This is a genomic window from Streptococcus sp. CCH8-C6, from assembly GCF_001557225.1.
GTDB lineage: Bacteria > Bacillota > Bacilli > Lactobacillales > Streptococcaceae > Streptococcus > Streptococcus sanguinis_C.
In genome coordinates this window covers 1-15,493 of the sequence record NZ_LSJN01000056.1, presented here as the reverse complement: position 1 = coordinate 15,493, position 15,493 = coordinate 1, and the positions used below count along the sequence as shown (strand labels likewise).

Sequence of the window (15,493 nt, the reverse complement as noted above, 5' to 3'; positions counted from 1 at the left end):
CAATTTTACAAGAAAGGGTATACTGATGAGTCGTAAAGAGATAGATGCTGAAAAGCTAACAGCCTGCAAAACTAGTATGCAGGAAATGAATAAAAAATTTGAAGGAGAAATTACAGGGTTAATCCAATCCTCTGCAACAGAATCTATGCAGGGAGCAGAGGATGCCCTTAACAAAATGAGTGCTAATTTAGTAAACACAGTAGATTCTCTGGATGTGTATTTAAATCAAGTGGCACATTATTTCCGACGGATGGACGATGAGCTTGCTACTGGTATTGCAACCGATACATCTATGTTTACTTATTCTAGTCCTCAAAAGGTTAAAGAAGAACAAACCAAAAAAGAGTATCTGCTTCCATAGTTTAATCAACTACCTGAATCATCAATTCAGGTGGTTTTCTTTTGCACCTCCTCTTTCTACCTTGCTATTCTCTAAAAGTTTCCAGTTTCTGCTCTAACCTTCCTCACTTATGCTATAATAGTCTATAGAAAGTCGAGGGAATGATGAGGAAAATATTATTGGTGGTTGTGGTGCAGGGTTTGGTTATCTTTGTGATTACAGGGCTGCTTTGTTTATTCTTGCGGGGGGATTTTTTCTTCCGTGCTTTAGCGCCGATCTTTGGTTTGGCAGCGGGAGGTTTTCGCTTCGTGACGGCCATGGTGACAAAAGCATTTGCGCCCAGTCTCTATGAGGATAGCAAGAAAAAGGAATAATCTATACAGTGGGTCTGGGGTCGTTTGCCTCAGGCCTTTTGTCATAACTGTCAGCATTAGTCATGCGAAGCTTTAATATTTTTCAGAAAAAGGATGGACAGAAGGGCTTTCTTAGGCGCTTTGTGGTAAAATAGTAACAGAATTAAAAATTTGGAGAGTAAAGATGAAACGTTCTATGTATGCTGGGCGTGTTCGCAAGGAGCATGTTGGTCAGGAAGTCACTTTGAAGGGCTGGGTAGCCCGTCGTCGGGATTTGGGCGGTCTGATTTTCATTGATTTGCGCGACCGCGAAGGCATTATGCAGCTGGTCATCAATCCTGAGACTGTGGCTGCTGAGGTCATGTCAACAGCAGAAAGCCTGCGCAGTGAGTATGTGCTGGAGGTGACAGGTAAGGTGGCTGCGCGTGAGCAGGTCAATGACAAGCTAGCGACAGGAAGCGTAGAGCTGCATGTGGAAAGCCTGACTGTCTTAAATACAGCCAAGACAACGCCTTTTGAAATCAAAGACGGCATCGAAGTGAATGACGATACGCGTTTGCGCTACCGTTATCTGGACTTGCGCCGGCCAGAGATGCTGGAGAACTTCAAGCTCCGTGCCAAGGTGACTCACTCTATCCGCAATTATCTAGATGAACTGGAGTTCCTTGATGTGGAAACGCCTTTCCTATCTAAGTCAACGCCAGAAGGAGCGCGTGATTACTTGGTGCCTAGTCGGGTCCATCAGGGGCACTTTTACGCTCTGCCCCAGAGTCCACAGATTACCAAGCAGCTCTTGATGAATGCGGGTTTCGACCGTTATTATCAGATTGTTAAATGCTTCCGGGATGAGGACTTGCGTGGTGACCGTCAGCCAGAGTTTACTCAGGTGGACTTGGAAACTTCTTTCTTGTCTGATCAGGAGATTCAGGACATTACAGAAGGCTTGATTGCTCGTGTGATGAAAGAGACCAAGGGTATTGAGGTGTCTCTACCTTTCCCTCGTATGAAGTATGATGATGCCATGGCTCTTTATGGGGTTGATAAGCCTGATACTCGTTTTGAGATGTTATTGCAGGACTTGACAGAACTTGTCAAGGGAGTTGACTTCAAGGTCTTTTCAGAAGCTCCATCTGTCAAGGCAATCGTGGTGAAAAATGCTGCAGATAAATACTCTCGCAAGGATATTGACAAGCTGACAGAGCAAGCGAAACAGCATGGTGCTAAAGGTCTTGCTTGGATCAAAGTAGCTGATGGTGAGCTGAATGGCCCGGTTGCTAAGTTCTTGACAGACTTGACAAGACAATTGACAGAGGCTTTACGGCTTGAAAATAATGACCTAGTTCTCTTTGTGGCTGATACTTTGGAAGTGGCAAACGCTGCTTTGGGAGCTCTTCGTGTTCGTTTGGCCAAAGAGCTGGGCTTGATTGACCCTGATACATTTAACTACCTTTGGGTAGTGGATTGGCCCATGTTTGAATGGTCAGAAGAAGAGGGGCGCTACATGAGTGCCCACCATCCTTTTACCCTGCCTCAGAAAGATTCTGAGCAAGAGCTGGAAGGCGACCTGAGCAAGGTGCGGGCTGTGGCCTATGATATCGTCCTCAACGGCTATGAACTGGGCGGCGGCAGTCTTCGGATCAACCAGAAAGACTTGCAGGAGCGGATGTTCAAGGCACTTGGCTTCTCAGCTCAAGAAGCTGCTGAGCAGTTTGGCTTCCTTTTGGAGGCTATGGACTATGGTTTTCCACCGCATGGTGGCTTGGCTCTGGGCTTGGACCGCTTTGTGATGCTCTTGGCTGGTGAAGAAAATATCCGCGAAGTCATCGCCTTTCCGAAAAATAATAAGGCTTCTGATCCAATGACACAGGCACCTAGCCCAGTGTCGGTCGCTCAACTAGAGGAATTAAGTTTACAAGTGGAAGCACATGAAGAAGACTAATTTTTACAAACTCTTTCGCTATTATGTCCGCAGGTTTGCTTATAATTTTAAGATTTTGCGGTCTTTAAAGAGTATCTCGCGTGAGAAGTACGATGAGAAGATTTCCGCCTCGCTTGTCTATGGCTTTTTGTCAGCTGTCGCAGTTAATTTCTTCTTTCAGCCGGGGCATGTTTATTCCAGCGGGGCGACTGGTCTGGCGCAGGTTATTACTGCCCTCAGTACTCGTTTCTTAGGTTTTACCATTCCGGTTTCTGTGACTTTTTACGCCATCAATATTCCACTGATGATTCTGGCCTGGTACCAGATTGGGCATAAGTTTACCATTTTTACATTTATCACGGTTACCATGAGCTCGCTTTTTATCCAGTTTGTGCCGGAAGTAACCTTGACTGACAATCCTATTATCAACGCCCTTTTCGGTGGTGTGGTCATGGGCACGGGGATTGGCTTTGCCCTTAAGTCCAGCATTTCCAGCGGTGGGACTGATATTGTCAGTCTGACTGTTCGGAAAAAAACAGGCCGGAACGTCGGGAATATTTCACTGATTGTCAATGGGATTATTATGCTAATTGCGGGTCTGACCTTTGGCTGGGAATATGCGCTGTACTCTATGATTACTATTTTTGTATCAAGTCGAGTGACGGATGCTGTCTTTACCAAGCAGAAGCGTATGCAAGCTATGATTATCACCAGCCATCCGGACAGGGTGATTGATAAGATTCACAATAAGCTGCATCGTGGGGCGACAGTAATCCATGGCGCTGAGGGAACCTACAATCACGAAAAAAAAGCTGTTCTGGTGACTGTTATCACCCGAGCTGAGTTTAATGAATTCAAGCAAATCATGAAGCAGACCGACCCAGCTGCCTTTGTCTCCGTTGCAGACAATGTCCACATCTTGGGACTCTTTGTGGAGGAGTGAAGGGATTCATTGAGTTTGGGAATGCGAAGCAGTATAGTGTGGGAGTTTGTGCTTAAAACGAGGTTTTGTGATAGGAGATTCATATGCGGTAGGACAATAGTCCCACCGCTTTCTATTCTCTATGGTGGAGAGTGGCTCGAGTAAGAAAGGATATACAAATACAGGAGATTTTCAGATTATGACGACTTATAAAAAAATCATGAATATCGCCTTGCCAGCTATGGCGGAGAATTTTTTGCAGATGCTCATGGGAATGGTCGACAGCTATCTAGTGGCCAGTCTTGGGCTGATTGCGATCTCTGGTGTCTCGGTGGCCGGCAACATCATTACGATTTATCAGGCAATTTTTATCGCGCTGGGGGCTGCTATTTCCAGTCTTATTTCCAAGACTCTGGCTCAAGGAGACAAGGAGCGTTTGGCCTATCATACAGCCGAGGCTATCAAGCTGACGCTACTTCTGAGTCTTCTGTTGGGGCTGATTTCCCTACTCTTTGGCAGGCAGATGCTGGATCTTCTGGGGACGGAAAAAGCGGTAGCTGAAGCAGGTGGTCTTTATCTGGCTCTGGTTGGTGGGACAATTGTTCTGCTAGGCTTGATGACTTCTTTTGGTGCTTTAGTGCGCGTCACACGCAACCCTAGATTCCCCATGTATGTCAGTCTTCTGACCAATGTCCTCAATGCCCTCTTTTCCGGTCTGGGGATTTACATCTTTCGGCTTGGTATTATCGGTGTAGCGTTGGGGACGGTGCTGGCTCGTTTGGTCGGTGTGCTGATTCTCTGGCGGGAGCTGGATTTGTCCACAATCCGCTGGCGCTGGGGCTTAGATGGAGAGCTCTTACGCCTGTCTCTGCCAGCTGCTGGAGAGCGGCTCATGATGCGGGCAGGTGATGTAGTTATCATTGCCATTGTGGTCGTCTTTGGGACGGACGCAGTAGCGGGGAATGCCATTGGTGAAGTCCTGACTCAGTTTAACTATATGCCTGCCTTTGGGGTTGCGACAGCAACAGTCATGCTGGTCGCCCATGCGGTGGGGGAGGGAGATATGCAAGAGGTCGGTCTGATTCGTCAGAGGGCCTTCTGGCTGTCTTTTGCTTGTATGCTACCTGTGGCTCTAGGAATCTTTGCTTTTGGTCGGCCGCTGACCTTGCTCTATACGGATAATAGCGGAGCTATCACAGCCAGTCTTTCGGTTATGCTTTTCTCCCTGCTGGGAACTCCCATGGCAGTCGGAACCGTGATTTACACAGCTGTCTGGCAGGGGCTGGGCAATGCTAGACTGCCCTTTTATGCTACGACTATTGGCATGTGGCTGATTCGCATCATCTCAGGCTATTTGTTGGGTGTGACCTTTGGCTTGGGCCTTCCGGGGGTCTGGGCTGGGACGCTCTTGGACAATGGCTTCCGCTGGCTATTTTTAAAGGTTTTATTTGACAGAAAAATGAGGAAAATCACATGACAAAAGCGTTTATTTGGGATTTGGACGGCACCTTGCTGGACTCCTACGATGCTATTTTGGCGGGGATTGAGGAAACCTACGCTCACTATGGTCTGGACTTTGACAGAGCGAGTATTCACAGCTATATCCTAAAGCACTCTGTCCAGAAGCTCTTGGAAAAAGTAGCGTTTGAGAAGGGGCTGGATGCTGCCGAGATGAATGCCTTCCGTGGAGCAAGCCTAAAGGAGAAAAATTCTCAGGTCCATCTGATTGAAGGAGCGGCAGAGATTCTGGCCTGGGCTGAAGAACAGGGCATTGCCCAGTTTGTCTATACCCACAAAGGACTCAATGCCCATCATATCTTAAAAGACTTGGGGATTCATGACTATTTTACAGAAATCATCACAACAGCCAACGGCTTTGAGCGCAAGCCCCACCCAGAAGGTGTCGACTATCTGCTCGATAAATATGGCCTGGATAAGCAGGAAACCTACTATATCGGCGATCGGACGCTGGACGTGGATGTTGCCGTCAACAGTGGCATCCAGAGCATTAACTTCTGTGACTACCGACCAGAAATCAATCAGAAAATAGAGAAGCTGATAGACATCAAGCAATTATTTACAAAATAAAAAGCAGACCAGAACTGATCTACTGTCAGTCTAGCCTGCTTTTTCTTTTACATATGCTCAATGTGAAGTTCTAGCAAGAACTCAAGAGCCTCGGGAGAACAGTTTTCTTTTTCAATTGCGAAACCAGTGCTCTCCCCTATCAAGATATAAAAATCTTGCTTTGTCATAATGACCTTGACAATATCATCATAGGTATAGCGAAATTCACCACGTATGTTTCTTGCTATAAAAGCCTCTCTGTCAAATATCAGAGTGACCTCCATGTTCTGAAATAAAGGATTTTTTTGATAAGCCCTCTTTATCTTATAATTCATGCCAAAATAGTACATAGAGGCGAAAATAGGGGGAAACAATATGACAGACATTATCTTTTCCTCTAATGGACTGAGCATTACGTAGGCTAACAGCCCGACTATCAGTATGATTATGTATAATACAAATCCTTTTCGTCGTATGAGAATAGCCCATGAAAATCTTTTATAAACTTCTTCAGTCACAAGAGTTGTAATACGAATTGGAAACATCTTTCACCTCCAGTTTCTATATTATAACATATATGAGAGATAAGATTTAGCCGAGCCTTGCTAGTCGATACCATATTTTATAGGAGGTGAGTGATTTTTTCGTTTTTACCTAAAACTAGCACATCTGGCATGGAAAGATTATGCCAGAAGTTATAATCAATGCTGGAGTCGAATGCGCTTAGTAAAATGCAGATAAGGTTACCATGGGAGCTAATGATAATCTCTTCGTTTTGATGTTTGCTTTCCAGTTCATAAAGAAGAACTAGGGCTCGCTGTTGAGCTTGTTGATTAGACTCGCCACCAATAAATGAAAAAGTCGGCTGTGACCAAAGTTGCATGAGGGCTTCTTCAAAGTCTTGGTCGGCAATCGCTTGACTACTTAGCTTTCGCTCTATTAGCCGTTTGTCGGTTTGAATAGCGAGTTTCAGATTCTGAGCTAAAGGCTCAACCGTTTGGATGGATCTTCGGTAGGGGCTGGAATAAATGGCGGTAATGGGTTTGTCTGCTAAAAATTCAAGCTTTGCCAAGGATTCTTGTCCTTTGTCTGATAATGGTCGGTTGATTTCATCAGGTGTATAGTTAGAATGTGCATGACGGATAAAATAGTAAGTGTTTTTCATAGGATGATTATAGCAAAATTTAAATCTCAATTCACTTTCTACCTATTTTCCACGCCGCCTTTTCTGTTTTTGTCCGCCTTTCGTGTTATAATAAACCTATGGAAAAAAAGAATAAATTATTATTAATAGACGGTTCGTCCGTTGCTTTTCGCGCTTTTTTTGCGCTTTATAATCAAATCGACCGTTTCAAGAGTCCATCAGGCCTGCATACCAATGCTATTTATGGCTTCCACCTCATGCTCAATCATCTCTTGGAGCGCGTTCAGCCGACTCATGTCCTGGTAGCTTTTGATGCTGGCAAGACGACCTTCCGGACCGAGATGTACGCCGACTATAAGGCTGGTCGGGCCAAGACACCAGATGAATTTCGTGAGCAGCTGCCTTTTATCCGTGAAATGCTGAAGCACCTAGGCATTCACTTCTATGACTTGGCTCAGTATGAGGCGGATGACATTATCGGGACCTTGGCCAAGATGGCTGAAAAGACAGCTGTACCTTACGATGTGACCATTGTCAGCGGCGATAAAGACTTGATTCAGCTGACGGATGATAATACCGTGGTGGAGATTTCCAAGAAAGGCGTGGCTGAGTTTGAGGAATTTACCCCAGCCTACCTCATGGAAAAGATGGGCATCACACCAGAGCAGTTCATTGACCTCAAGGCGCTGATGGGCGATCAGTCGGACAATATCCCCGGCGTGACTAAGATCGGCGAGAAGACTGGTCTCAAGCTCCTCTTGGAGTATGGTTCTTTGGAAAATCTCTATGAAAACATTGACCAGCTCAAGGCTTCCAAGATGAAGGAAAATTTGATCAATGACAAGGACAAGGCCTTCTTATCTAAAACCCTAGCCACCATCAATACTCAGGCTCCGATTGAAATCGGGCTGGATGATTTGGTTTATAAGGGGCCACAGGTAGAGGCTCTGAGCAAGTTCTACGACGAGATGGGCTTCAAGCAGCTCAAAGCGCAGCTAGGGATTGCTCAAGAGCCAGTAGAAGTCAAACCAATTGAATTTACCAAAGTGACTGAGGTGACAGCAGATATGCTGGCACCAGAGCAATTTTTCTATTTTGAAATCTTGGGCGACAACTACCACAAGGAAGAGATTGTCGGCCTTGCCTGGGGAGATAGTCGTCAGATTTATGTCGGTTCCAGCGATTTACTGCAGCAGCCTCTCTTTCAGGAGTTCTTGACAAAAACAGCTCTGAAAACCTACGATCTCAAGCGGACCAAGGTACTGCTCAGTCATTACGGCATTGAACTGCCAGCAGCAGCCTTTGATGCGCGCCTAGCTAAGTATCTGCTTTCGACGGTCGAGGATAATGAGCTGGCGACTATTGCTCGCCTCTACGGCCAAACAATCCTGCCGACGGATGACGAGGTGTATGGCAAGGGAGCCAAGCGTGCTCTTCCGGAGCAAGAGCAGCTCTTTGAGCATCTAGCTCGTAAAATCCAAGTGTTGCTGGAAACAGAAGAGCCAATGCAAGAACAGCTCCGTTCCCACGATCAGCTGGATTTGTTGCTTGAAATGGAGCAACCGCTGGCCTTTGTCCTAGCCAAGATGGAGATTGCGGGGATCAAGGTTGAGCGGGAAACCCTGCAGGGCATGCAGGCGGAAAATGAAAAGACGCTGGAAAGTCTGACTCAGGAGATTTATGATCTGGCTGGTCAGGAGTTCAATATTAACTCGCCGAAACAGCTGGGAACCATTCTCTTTGAGGATATGGGGCTGCCACTGGAGTACACCAAAAAGACCAAGACGGGCTACTCGACAGCGGTGGATGTGCTGGAGCGTTTAGCTCCCATTGCACCGATTGTGTCTAAGATTCTGGAATACCGTCAAATCAGCAAGCTCCAGTCCACTTATATCATCGGCCTGCAGGAGGCGATAGCGGCTGACGGTAAGATTCACACTCGCTATGTTCAGGATTTGACTCAAACGGGCCGCTTGTCCTCGGTTGATCCGAACTTGCAGAATATCCCCGTTCGTTTGGAGCAGGGGCGTCTCATTCGCAAGGCCTTTGTGCCAGAGTGGGCAGACAGCGTACTTCTCAGCTCGGATTATTCCCAGATTGAGCTGAGGGTGCTGGCTCACATTTCGCAGGACGAGCATCTGATTGCTGCCTTTCAACATGGAGAAGATATTCACACGGCTACCGCCATGCGGGTCTTTGGTATTGAAAAGGCAGAGGATGTGACACCTAATGACCGCCGTAATGCCAAGGCCGTCAACTTTGGAGTGGTCTATGGCATTTCCGACTTTGGCCTAGCCAATAATCTGGGCATTTCCCGCAAGGCTGCCAAAGATTATATTCAGACTTATTTTGAGCGTTTCCCAGGAATCAAAAATTATATGGAAACCATCGTTCGCGAAGCGCGTGATAAAGGCTATGTAGAGACCATTTATCATCGCCGTCGTTCTTTGCCAGATATCAATTCCCGCAACTTTAACATCCGAAACTTTGCGGAGCGCACAGCCATTAACAGCCCCATCCAAGGCTCCGCCGCAGATATTCTCAAAGTCGCTATGATTAATCTGGATCGAGCTCTGACTGAGAAGAATTTCAAGTCTCGCATGCTCTTGCAGGTTCACGATGAAATCGTGCTAGAAGTGCCAGCTGACGAGCTAACAGCCGTCCGCCAGCTAGTGAAAGAAACCATGGAGGCTGCGATTGAGCTGGCCGTTCCACTAGTGGCTGATGAAAATGCCGGCCAAACTTGGTACGAGGCGAAGTAAGATAAGATACAAAGAGCGTCAAAACCGACTGAAAATTAGCAATTCGGACGAAGGAGCGATGCTTCTAGAATGGATTATCTATTTTCCAAGGTTTTAGCTCATGTTCAGTTTAAGATATCAAGGGCGTGAAATACAAAGTGAAAATAGAAAGCTGACACAGTATTCGATGAATGCAAGGAAGCTTGTCTTTTTCACACGGTACTTAGACTAGATTCTGTTAAAACATGAATACTACAAAACTATCCAACTTTATTATGAATGAGGAGGAAGCCTATGACTTATCATTTTCAAAATCCCAGTGATGCAATCGTCAAGCATTATTTGAAAAACAGTAAAGTGATTGCTGTTGTCGGACTGTCTGACCGTGAAGAAACGACCAGTAACCGTGTGTCCAAAGAGATGCAAGATCGGGGCTATCGCATTATCCCTGTCAATCCGCGGGCAGCGGGCAGTCAGATTTTTGGTGAGACTGTTTATGCCAGTCTCAAAGATATTCCTTTTCCGGTTGATATTGTCGATGTATACCGTCGCAGTGAGTTTTTGCCGGATGTGGCACTGGATTTTCTGCAGTCGGATGCCAAGATTTTCTGGGCTCAGTTGGGCTTGGAGAGTGAGGAGGCTGAGCAAATTTTGCGGACAGCCGGTCGGGATGACATTGTCATGGACCGCTGCATTAAGCGCGAGCATACACGCTTGATTCTGGGCGAATAAGATGGCCAAGATAGTTATCATTCGTGGAAATTCCGGCTCTGGCAAGTCTAGTCTCGCTGGGAAACTGCAGACTCACTACGGCCGAGGGACTCTCCTGATATCGCAAGATACGGTTAGACGGGACATGCTCAAGGAAAAAGTCGAGCCTGGAAATTTGTCTATTGGCCTGACGGAAACACTGGCTCGCTTCGGTTACGAACATGATTTGCTGGTTCTGGTAGAAGGATTTTATGAGACAGACATTTATGGACAAATGCTAGAACGGTTGAAAAAAATCTTCGCTCCGCGGGTCTTTGCTTACTACTATGACCTATCCTTTGAAGAAACAGTCCGTCGCCATCAGACCAGAGCTAAACAAGAAGAATTTACCCCAGCCGACATGAAGCGCAGGTGGAAAGACCGAGACTTCTTAGGCTGGGAAGAGGAAGCCTTTTTCACAGATGAGGATTCACTAGAGGCAGCCTTTGACAAAATCTGCGCTACCCTTGAAAATAGCAAATAAAAAAACAACTCACAAGCTTAGGACAAGGAGTCCTGTGCCTGTGGGTTATTTTCTTTTGAGATTGCTTTTTCTTTTTTCAATTCCTCATAAAAGAGAATGTAAGCAGTCGCTGTATAAGGGAGAACTATAAAATTCAGCAAGCCGTATGTTAATCTGGCCAATAAATTCCAGCCGATGAAGCTCAGATCTAGCACAAATAGCTTTCCTTTATAGCCTTTCATTAGTTTCCGGCTTTGACGGATAGCATAGAAGGCTCCCTGATAACTCCCGGCCTCAAGCTGGTCATAGAGGATGAACTCTGCTTGAGCAAAGGCATAGTACTGAGGGATGGCAATACCTAAGCCAGTGAATATCAAGAGGGTTCCCAGTAACATACCAGGGGTGTATTGAAGAATCTGCTGGCCTGCAGCACTTTGAGCCATCAATACAGTATGGGCTGGGATTTTTTCCGAAATAGAGAGGATTTTATAAGCATTAAATATTGCTAGAAGACTCCCGCAGAACATAGGAATATTCCAAAGAAAAATCAGCAGCTGCTTGAGCAAAACCGTCTTGAAGACAGGTGTGAAAGTCTTGCTGGTAAAAAGATGTCCTATATCTGAAAAGTTGACATCATCCTTTGTCTTACGAAGGACCTTCATCATGGTATAGCTGGCAGAAAGCAGTAGCAAGGTTAAGATAAACTGGATGGTTGTCGGGAAAAGATTTTTGCTAATGAGAAGATAGATGGACTGGCTAAAAGTTAGGCTGGGAATGGAATCTCTTAGATTGTCATTGAGGGAAAGTAAGATGCTGAGGATGCTGACAAGGGTTGGGGCCGCAAACAAAAGAAAAATTCCTCTCGTTTGGCTGCGGACGGTACGAGCTTGAGCTCTGATGTTACTTAGATTCATAATTCCTCCATTTGAATTTGTCTGTTACATTATATCATACCCCGTGACAGATAGAAGTTTTTTTGGTAAAATCATACGGTATCTTGTGAGCCCTTGCTGCTCATTATATAGAAGAAAAATCGCTGGGACTGTTTTTCCCAGCAGGAGGAAACATGTCAACATCACCGATTCAGTATCGTTTGATCAAAAAAGAAAAGCATACAGGTGCTCGTTTGGGGGAGATTATCACGCCTCACGGGACTTTTCCAACGCCTATGTTTATGCCGGTTGGTACCCAGGCGACGGTCAAGACCCAGTCACCAGAAGAGCTCAAGCAAATGGGTTCTGGTATCATCTTGTCCAATACTTACCACCTTTGGCTGCGGCCGGGCGATGAGCTGATTGCTCGTGCAGGTGGCCTGCACAAGTTCATGAACTGGGATCAGCCTATTCTGACGGATAGTGGCGGTTTTCAGGTCTATTCTCTAGCTGACAGCCGCAATATCACAGAAGAAGGAGTAACCTTTAAGAACCACCTCAATGGTTCCAAAATGTTCCTGTCACCAGAAAAGGCCATCTCTATCCAGAACAATCTGGGCAGTGACATTATGATGTCTTTTGATGAGTGCCCGCAGTTCTACCAGCCTTATGATTATGTCAAGAAGTCTATTGAGCGGACCAGCCGTTGGGCAGAGCGTGGACTCAAGGCCCACAGCCGTCCACACGACCAAGGTCTCTTTGGGATTGTTCAGGGTGCTGGATTTGAAGATTTGCGTCGTCAGTCTGCTCAAGACTTGGTCAGCATGGATTTTCCAGGCTACTCTATTGGAGGACTGGCTGTTGGTGAGTCCCACGAAGAGATGAATGCTGTGCTGGACTTCACAACGCCTATGCTGCCTGAAAACAAGCCTCGCTATCTCATGGGAGTTGGGGCGCCAGATAGCTTGATTGATGGGGTTATCCGTGGCATTGATATGTTTGACTGCGTCCTGCCGACTCGGATTGCCCGAAACGGTACCTGTATGACTAGCGAAGGGCGTCTGGTTGTTAAAAACGCTCAGTTTGAGGAAGATTTCACGCCGCTGGACCATGACTGTGACTGCTACACTTGCAGCAACTATACGAGGGCCTATATCCGCCACTTGCTTAAAGCGGATGAAACCTTTGGCATCCGCCTGACCAGCTATCACAACCTCTACTTCTTGGTAAACCTTATGAAGAAGGTTCGCCAAGCCATCATGGATGACAACTTGCTGGAATTCCGTGAAGACTTTATTGAGCGCTACGGCTACAATAAATCCAGCCGAAATTTCTAAGAAGCTCCATTTGAAAGGAGAAGCCATGTCTGATGAAGAGAAATTGCTGAAAGGATTGACAGCTTATCTGTCAGACGACCAGAAACACACCCTGCGTATTTATGGTCATGGTGCTTCGGGGAAGTCGACTTTTGCTCGAAAACTCCAGCTAGCCTTGGGTGAGGAACGAGCCAATCTGCTGGAAACAGATCCTTATGTAATTACTGGAGAGTATCGCGATTTGCTTAGTTCCAAAGATTTTCCTCATCAAAAAGTCACAGCCTGTATCCCAGCTGTTCATGAGCTCGGGAGTCTGGAATGAGATATTTGTGCCTTGCAGTCTGGTCTGGATATTCTGACCATTGGCACAGCTTGGTCGCCTAGCTTGCGTTTATCAGCTCGAAAGCCGATTTTAATAGTAGAAGGTATGTCGGCTGCCTTTTTGCCTGAAAGTTTGTTTGATTTGTCGCTTTGCTTTTACACGGACGATCAGACTGAGTTAGAGCGCCGCTTGGCAAGAGATGTGGCTGTGCGAGAGCGCAGGCCAGATTGGATAAAGCAGACGCATCTGGCTCGACGAGAGCAATATAGGCACTTTTATCAGCCCTATCTAGCGGCTGCAGACCTTGTCATCTGCCAGTCAGGCAACAGTTTTCGCATCGAAAAGGTCAGCTCTTTGCTATAAAACAAAGTAGCTAAGAGTAAATTTTCATTTTTGATCTCACTGATGTGCGTCAGTGAGATTTTTGTTTTGAGAGTATTTGTCTAAAAGTCTGACTTTAAAAGAATCTTGAACATATTTGACAGTCTGAGAAATTATCTAATAAATTCCTTTGCATTTGAGGAAATTATGGTATAATAGGGCTAGAAAGAAGCAGAAGCCCGCAGGCTTTTTTATTTAGGAAAGGATGAACTCATGGACAGTTTTGACAAAGGCTGGTTTGTACTGCAGACCTATTCAGGTTATGAAAACAAGGTAAAAGAAAATCTTTTGCAGCGCGCTCAGACTTATAATATGCTGGAAAATATCTTGCGCGTGGAAATCCCCACTCAGACCGTGCAAGTAGAGAAAAATGGTAAGACCAAGGAAATCGAAGAAAATCGCTTCCCTGGTTATGTCTTGGTGGAAATGGTAATGACAGACGAAGCTTGGTTTGTCGTGCGGAATACTCCGAATGTAACAGGATTTGTCGGGTCACACGGAAACCGTTCTAAGCCAACGCCGCTCTTGGAAGAAGAGATTCGCAACATTCTCATCTCCATGGGTCAAACAGTGCAGGAGTTTGACTTGGATGTTAAGGTTGGGGATACCGTTCGTATCATTGATGGTGCCTTTACTGATTATACAGGTAAGATTACTGAGATTGATAATAACAAGGTCAAGATGATTATTTCCATGTTTGGTAATGACACTGTGGCTGAAGTTAATCTTAGCCAAATTGCAGAATTGTAATAATTCAAATATAAAAGAAATAAGAATAGGTCTTTAGGGCCTATTCTTATTTTTGTATGAAAAAGCTAAAAGCTACTGGGAAAGGACAAAATGAACGGTGTAGAAATGTTTTTGACTATATTAGTTAATATGTCTAATTTTTTTAAGCATAAAATTTTGAATTTTTCGTTCATTTATTCACTTTTCCTATAATAAAAACTTGAAGAAACCGCTTTGTTAAGGCGTTCTTTCGTGCATGAAAATAAATGTTTGGTCTTGCAAATGATTTGCTAATTTTTGCAGCCAAAATATTGGCAAGATGAAACAAAAATGTTATAATATGTGATAGAATTGACATAGTGTAAATTATTCGAAATACAAGTCTTAACTTAGACGGCATTAGGTCAATGATGTTAGATGTTTTTTATGAACAAAGGAGATGCGATGTTGAAAGATAAGTGGTGGCTTCCATTTCTAGCATTAGGGGTCATTATCTTAGCTGTGTTTGGTTTGCTATATATCAATAGTCCAAATAAGCAAAAGAAAGAATCGACCCAGAACACTTCCAGTTCAACTACGAATGCTGTAGCACAACATAATCTAGTTGGACAGAAGTTGCCTGACTTTGAAATGATTGATCATGATGGACAGCAAAGGAAAAGCTCGGAATTCTATGACAAACCAATGGTGATTATGGAGTGGGCTAGCTGGTGTCCTTACTGTCAAAGACAACTGCCAGAAATTCAAAAAATATATGAAAAGTACGGAGACAGACTTCACTTTGTCATGTTAAACATGCTTGGTCCGGGTCATGGAACTACTGAGACAGAGGAAACGGCTGATAAGTATATTAAAGAAAAAGGTTTTACGTTTCCTTACTACTCTGACACTGGACAAAAAGCAGCAGATATTCTTCAAGTGAGTACAATCCCTAGCATCTATCTAGTGGATAAGAATCAGGTAGTACAGAAAGTCATCTTGGAGTTTCATGATGAAGCTGCACTTGATAAGCAATTACAAAGTATTTTGAAATAAAGAAAGAAGAAAAGGAGGAAGCTTATATAAAGGTTTCTACTATTTATATAAGCTTGAGATAGCATGAGAGATTTTGTCAAAAAAGTTCTAGTTCTATTTACAATTTTGTTCATGTCCATTCCATCGGCTACTACGGGTTC

Annotated in this window: 15 protein-coding genes and 1 pseudogene; 13 read left to right on the top strand and 3 right to left on the bottom strand. The window is 45.0% G+C overall.

The genetic code is table 11. The features are described from left to right. The 6 genes from AX677_RS05400 to AX677_RS05375 all read left to right on the top strand — a co-directional run. The coding region (locus tag AX677_RS05400; RefSeq protein ID WP_231730787.1) for a hypothetical protein at positions 1–361 on the top strand (361 nt) is incomplete at its 5' end. Positions 362–501: 140 nt separating this feature from the next. Beyond that, entirely contained in the window at positions 502–714 is a 213-nt protein-coding gene (locus tag AX677_RS05395; protein ID WP_060976428.1) for a hypothetical protein, read from the top strand. Between the two features lie 163 nt (positions 715–877). Continuing rightward, positions 878–2,632 carry an aspartate--tRNA ligase gene (gene aspS / locus AX677_RS05390; protein ID WP_060976427.1) on the top strand — a complete coding sequence of 585 codons (1,755 nt, stop codon included), beginning with the start codon at positions 878–880 and terminating at the stop codon, positions 2,630–2,632. Next, positions 2,619–3,554: a YitT family protein gene (locus AX677_RS05385; protein WP_002911031.1), complete on the top strand. Its 936-nt coding sequence runs from the start codon at positions 2,619–2,621 to the stop codon at positions 3,552–3,554. The genes aspS and AX677_RS05385 overlap by 14 nt, the downstream gene beginning before the upstream one ends. A 178-nt stretch (positions 3,555–3,732) precedes the next feature. Beyond that, positions 3,733–5,010 (top strand): MATE family efflux transporter, encoded by a 1,278-nt coding sequence (locus tag AX677_RS05380; RefSeq protein WP_060976426.1) that lies wholly within the window; start codon positions 3,733–3,735, stop codon positions 5,008–5,010. Beyond that, entirely contained in the window at positions 5,007–5,621 is a 615-nt protein-coding gene (locus tag AX677_RS05375) for an HAD-IA family hydrolase (RefSeq protein WP_060976425.1), read from the top strand. Before AX677_RS05380 ends, AX677_RS05375 begins: the two co-directional genes overlap by 4 nt. A 47-nt stretch (positions 5,622–5,668) precedes the next feature. On the opposite strand, the gene AX677_RS05370 is transcribed toward AX677_RS05375, so the two are convergent. Both AX677_RS05370 and AX677_RS05365 read right to left on the bottom strand, forming a co-directional pair. Beyond that, on the bottom strand, positions 5,669–6,145 hold the full coding sequence (locus AX677_RS05370) for a YcxB family protein (protein ID WP_060976424.1): 477 nt from the start codon (positions 6,143–6,145) through the stop codon (positions 5,669–5,671). 77 nt (positions 6,146–6,222) lie between these two features. Further along, entirely contained in the window at positions 6,223–6,765 is a 543-nt protein-coding gene (locus tag AX677_RS05365; RefSeq protein ID WP_060976423.1) for a histidine phosphatase family protein, read from the bottom strand. Positions 6,766–6,863: 98 nt separating this feature from the next. Between AX677_RS05365 and polA the strand changes: the two genes are divergently transcribed. From polA to AX677_RS05350, 3 genes are all read left to right on the top strand, one after another. Then, positions 6,864–9,506, top strand: coding sequence for a DNA polymerase I (polA, locus tag AX677_RS05360; protein WP_060976422.1), 2,643 nt, complete (start codon positions 6,864–6,866; stop codon positions 9,504–9,506). A gap of 273 nt (positions 9,507–9,779) precedes the next feature. Continuing rightward, positions 9,780–10,217, top strand: coding sequence for a CoA-binding protein (locus tag AX677_RS05355; RefSeq protein WP_060976421.1), 438 nt, complete (start codon positions 9,780–9,782; stop codon positions 10,215–10,217). 1 nt (position 10,218) lies between these two features. Further along, the gene (locus tag AX677_RS05350) at positions 10,219–10,719 is read left to right on the top strand and encodes a kinase (RefSeq protein ID WP_060976420.1); all 501 of its coding nucleotides are present in this window, start codon (positions 10,219–10,221) and stop codon (positions 10,717–10,719) included. A gap of 17 nt (positions 10,720–10,736) precedes the next feature. Here the strand turns inward: AX677_RS05350 and AX677_RS05345 are convergent, their stop codons facing one another. Next, a complete protein-coding gene (locus AX677_RS05345; RefSeq protein ID WP_060976419.1) occupies positions 10,737–11,612 on the bottom strand; it encodes a DUF975 family protein in 876 nt (291 codons plus the stop codon). Between the two features lie 152 nt (positions 11,613–11,764). Between AX677_RS05345 and tgt the strand changes: the two genes are divergently transcribed. The 4 genes and pseudogenes from tgt (at position 11,765) to AX677_RS05325 (ending at position 15,353) form a co-directional block, all read left to right on the top strand. Continuing rightward, positions 11,765–12,907 carry a tRNA guanosine(34) transglycosylase Tgt gene (tgt, locus tag AX677_RS05340; RefSeq protein ID WP_060976418.1) on the top strand — a complete coding sequence of 381 codons (1,143 nt, stop codon included), beginning with the start codon at positions 11,765–11,767 and terminating at the stop codon, positions 12,905–12,907. A gap of 25 nt (positions 12,908–12,932) precedes the next feature. After that, positions 12,933–13,571: pseudogene (locus AX677_RS05335) on the top strand (uridine kinase). Between the two features lie 231 nt (positions 13,572–13,802). Beyond that, on the top strand, positions 13,803–14,339 hold the full coding sequence (gene nusG / locus AX677_RS05330; protein WP_002894018.1) for a transcription termination/antitermination protein NusG: 537 nt from the start codon (positions 13,803–13,805) through the stop codon (positions 14,337–14,339). A 423-nt stretch (positions 14,340–14,762) separates the two neighbouring features. After that, complete coding sequence (locus AX677_RS05325; RefSeq protein ID WP_032907077.1) at positions 14,763–15,353, top strand: peroxiredoxin; 591 nt, start codon at positions 14,763–14,765, stop codon at positions 15,351–15,353. Positions 15,354–15,493 lie beyond the last annotated feature (140 nt).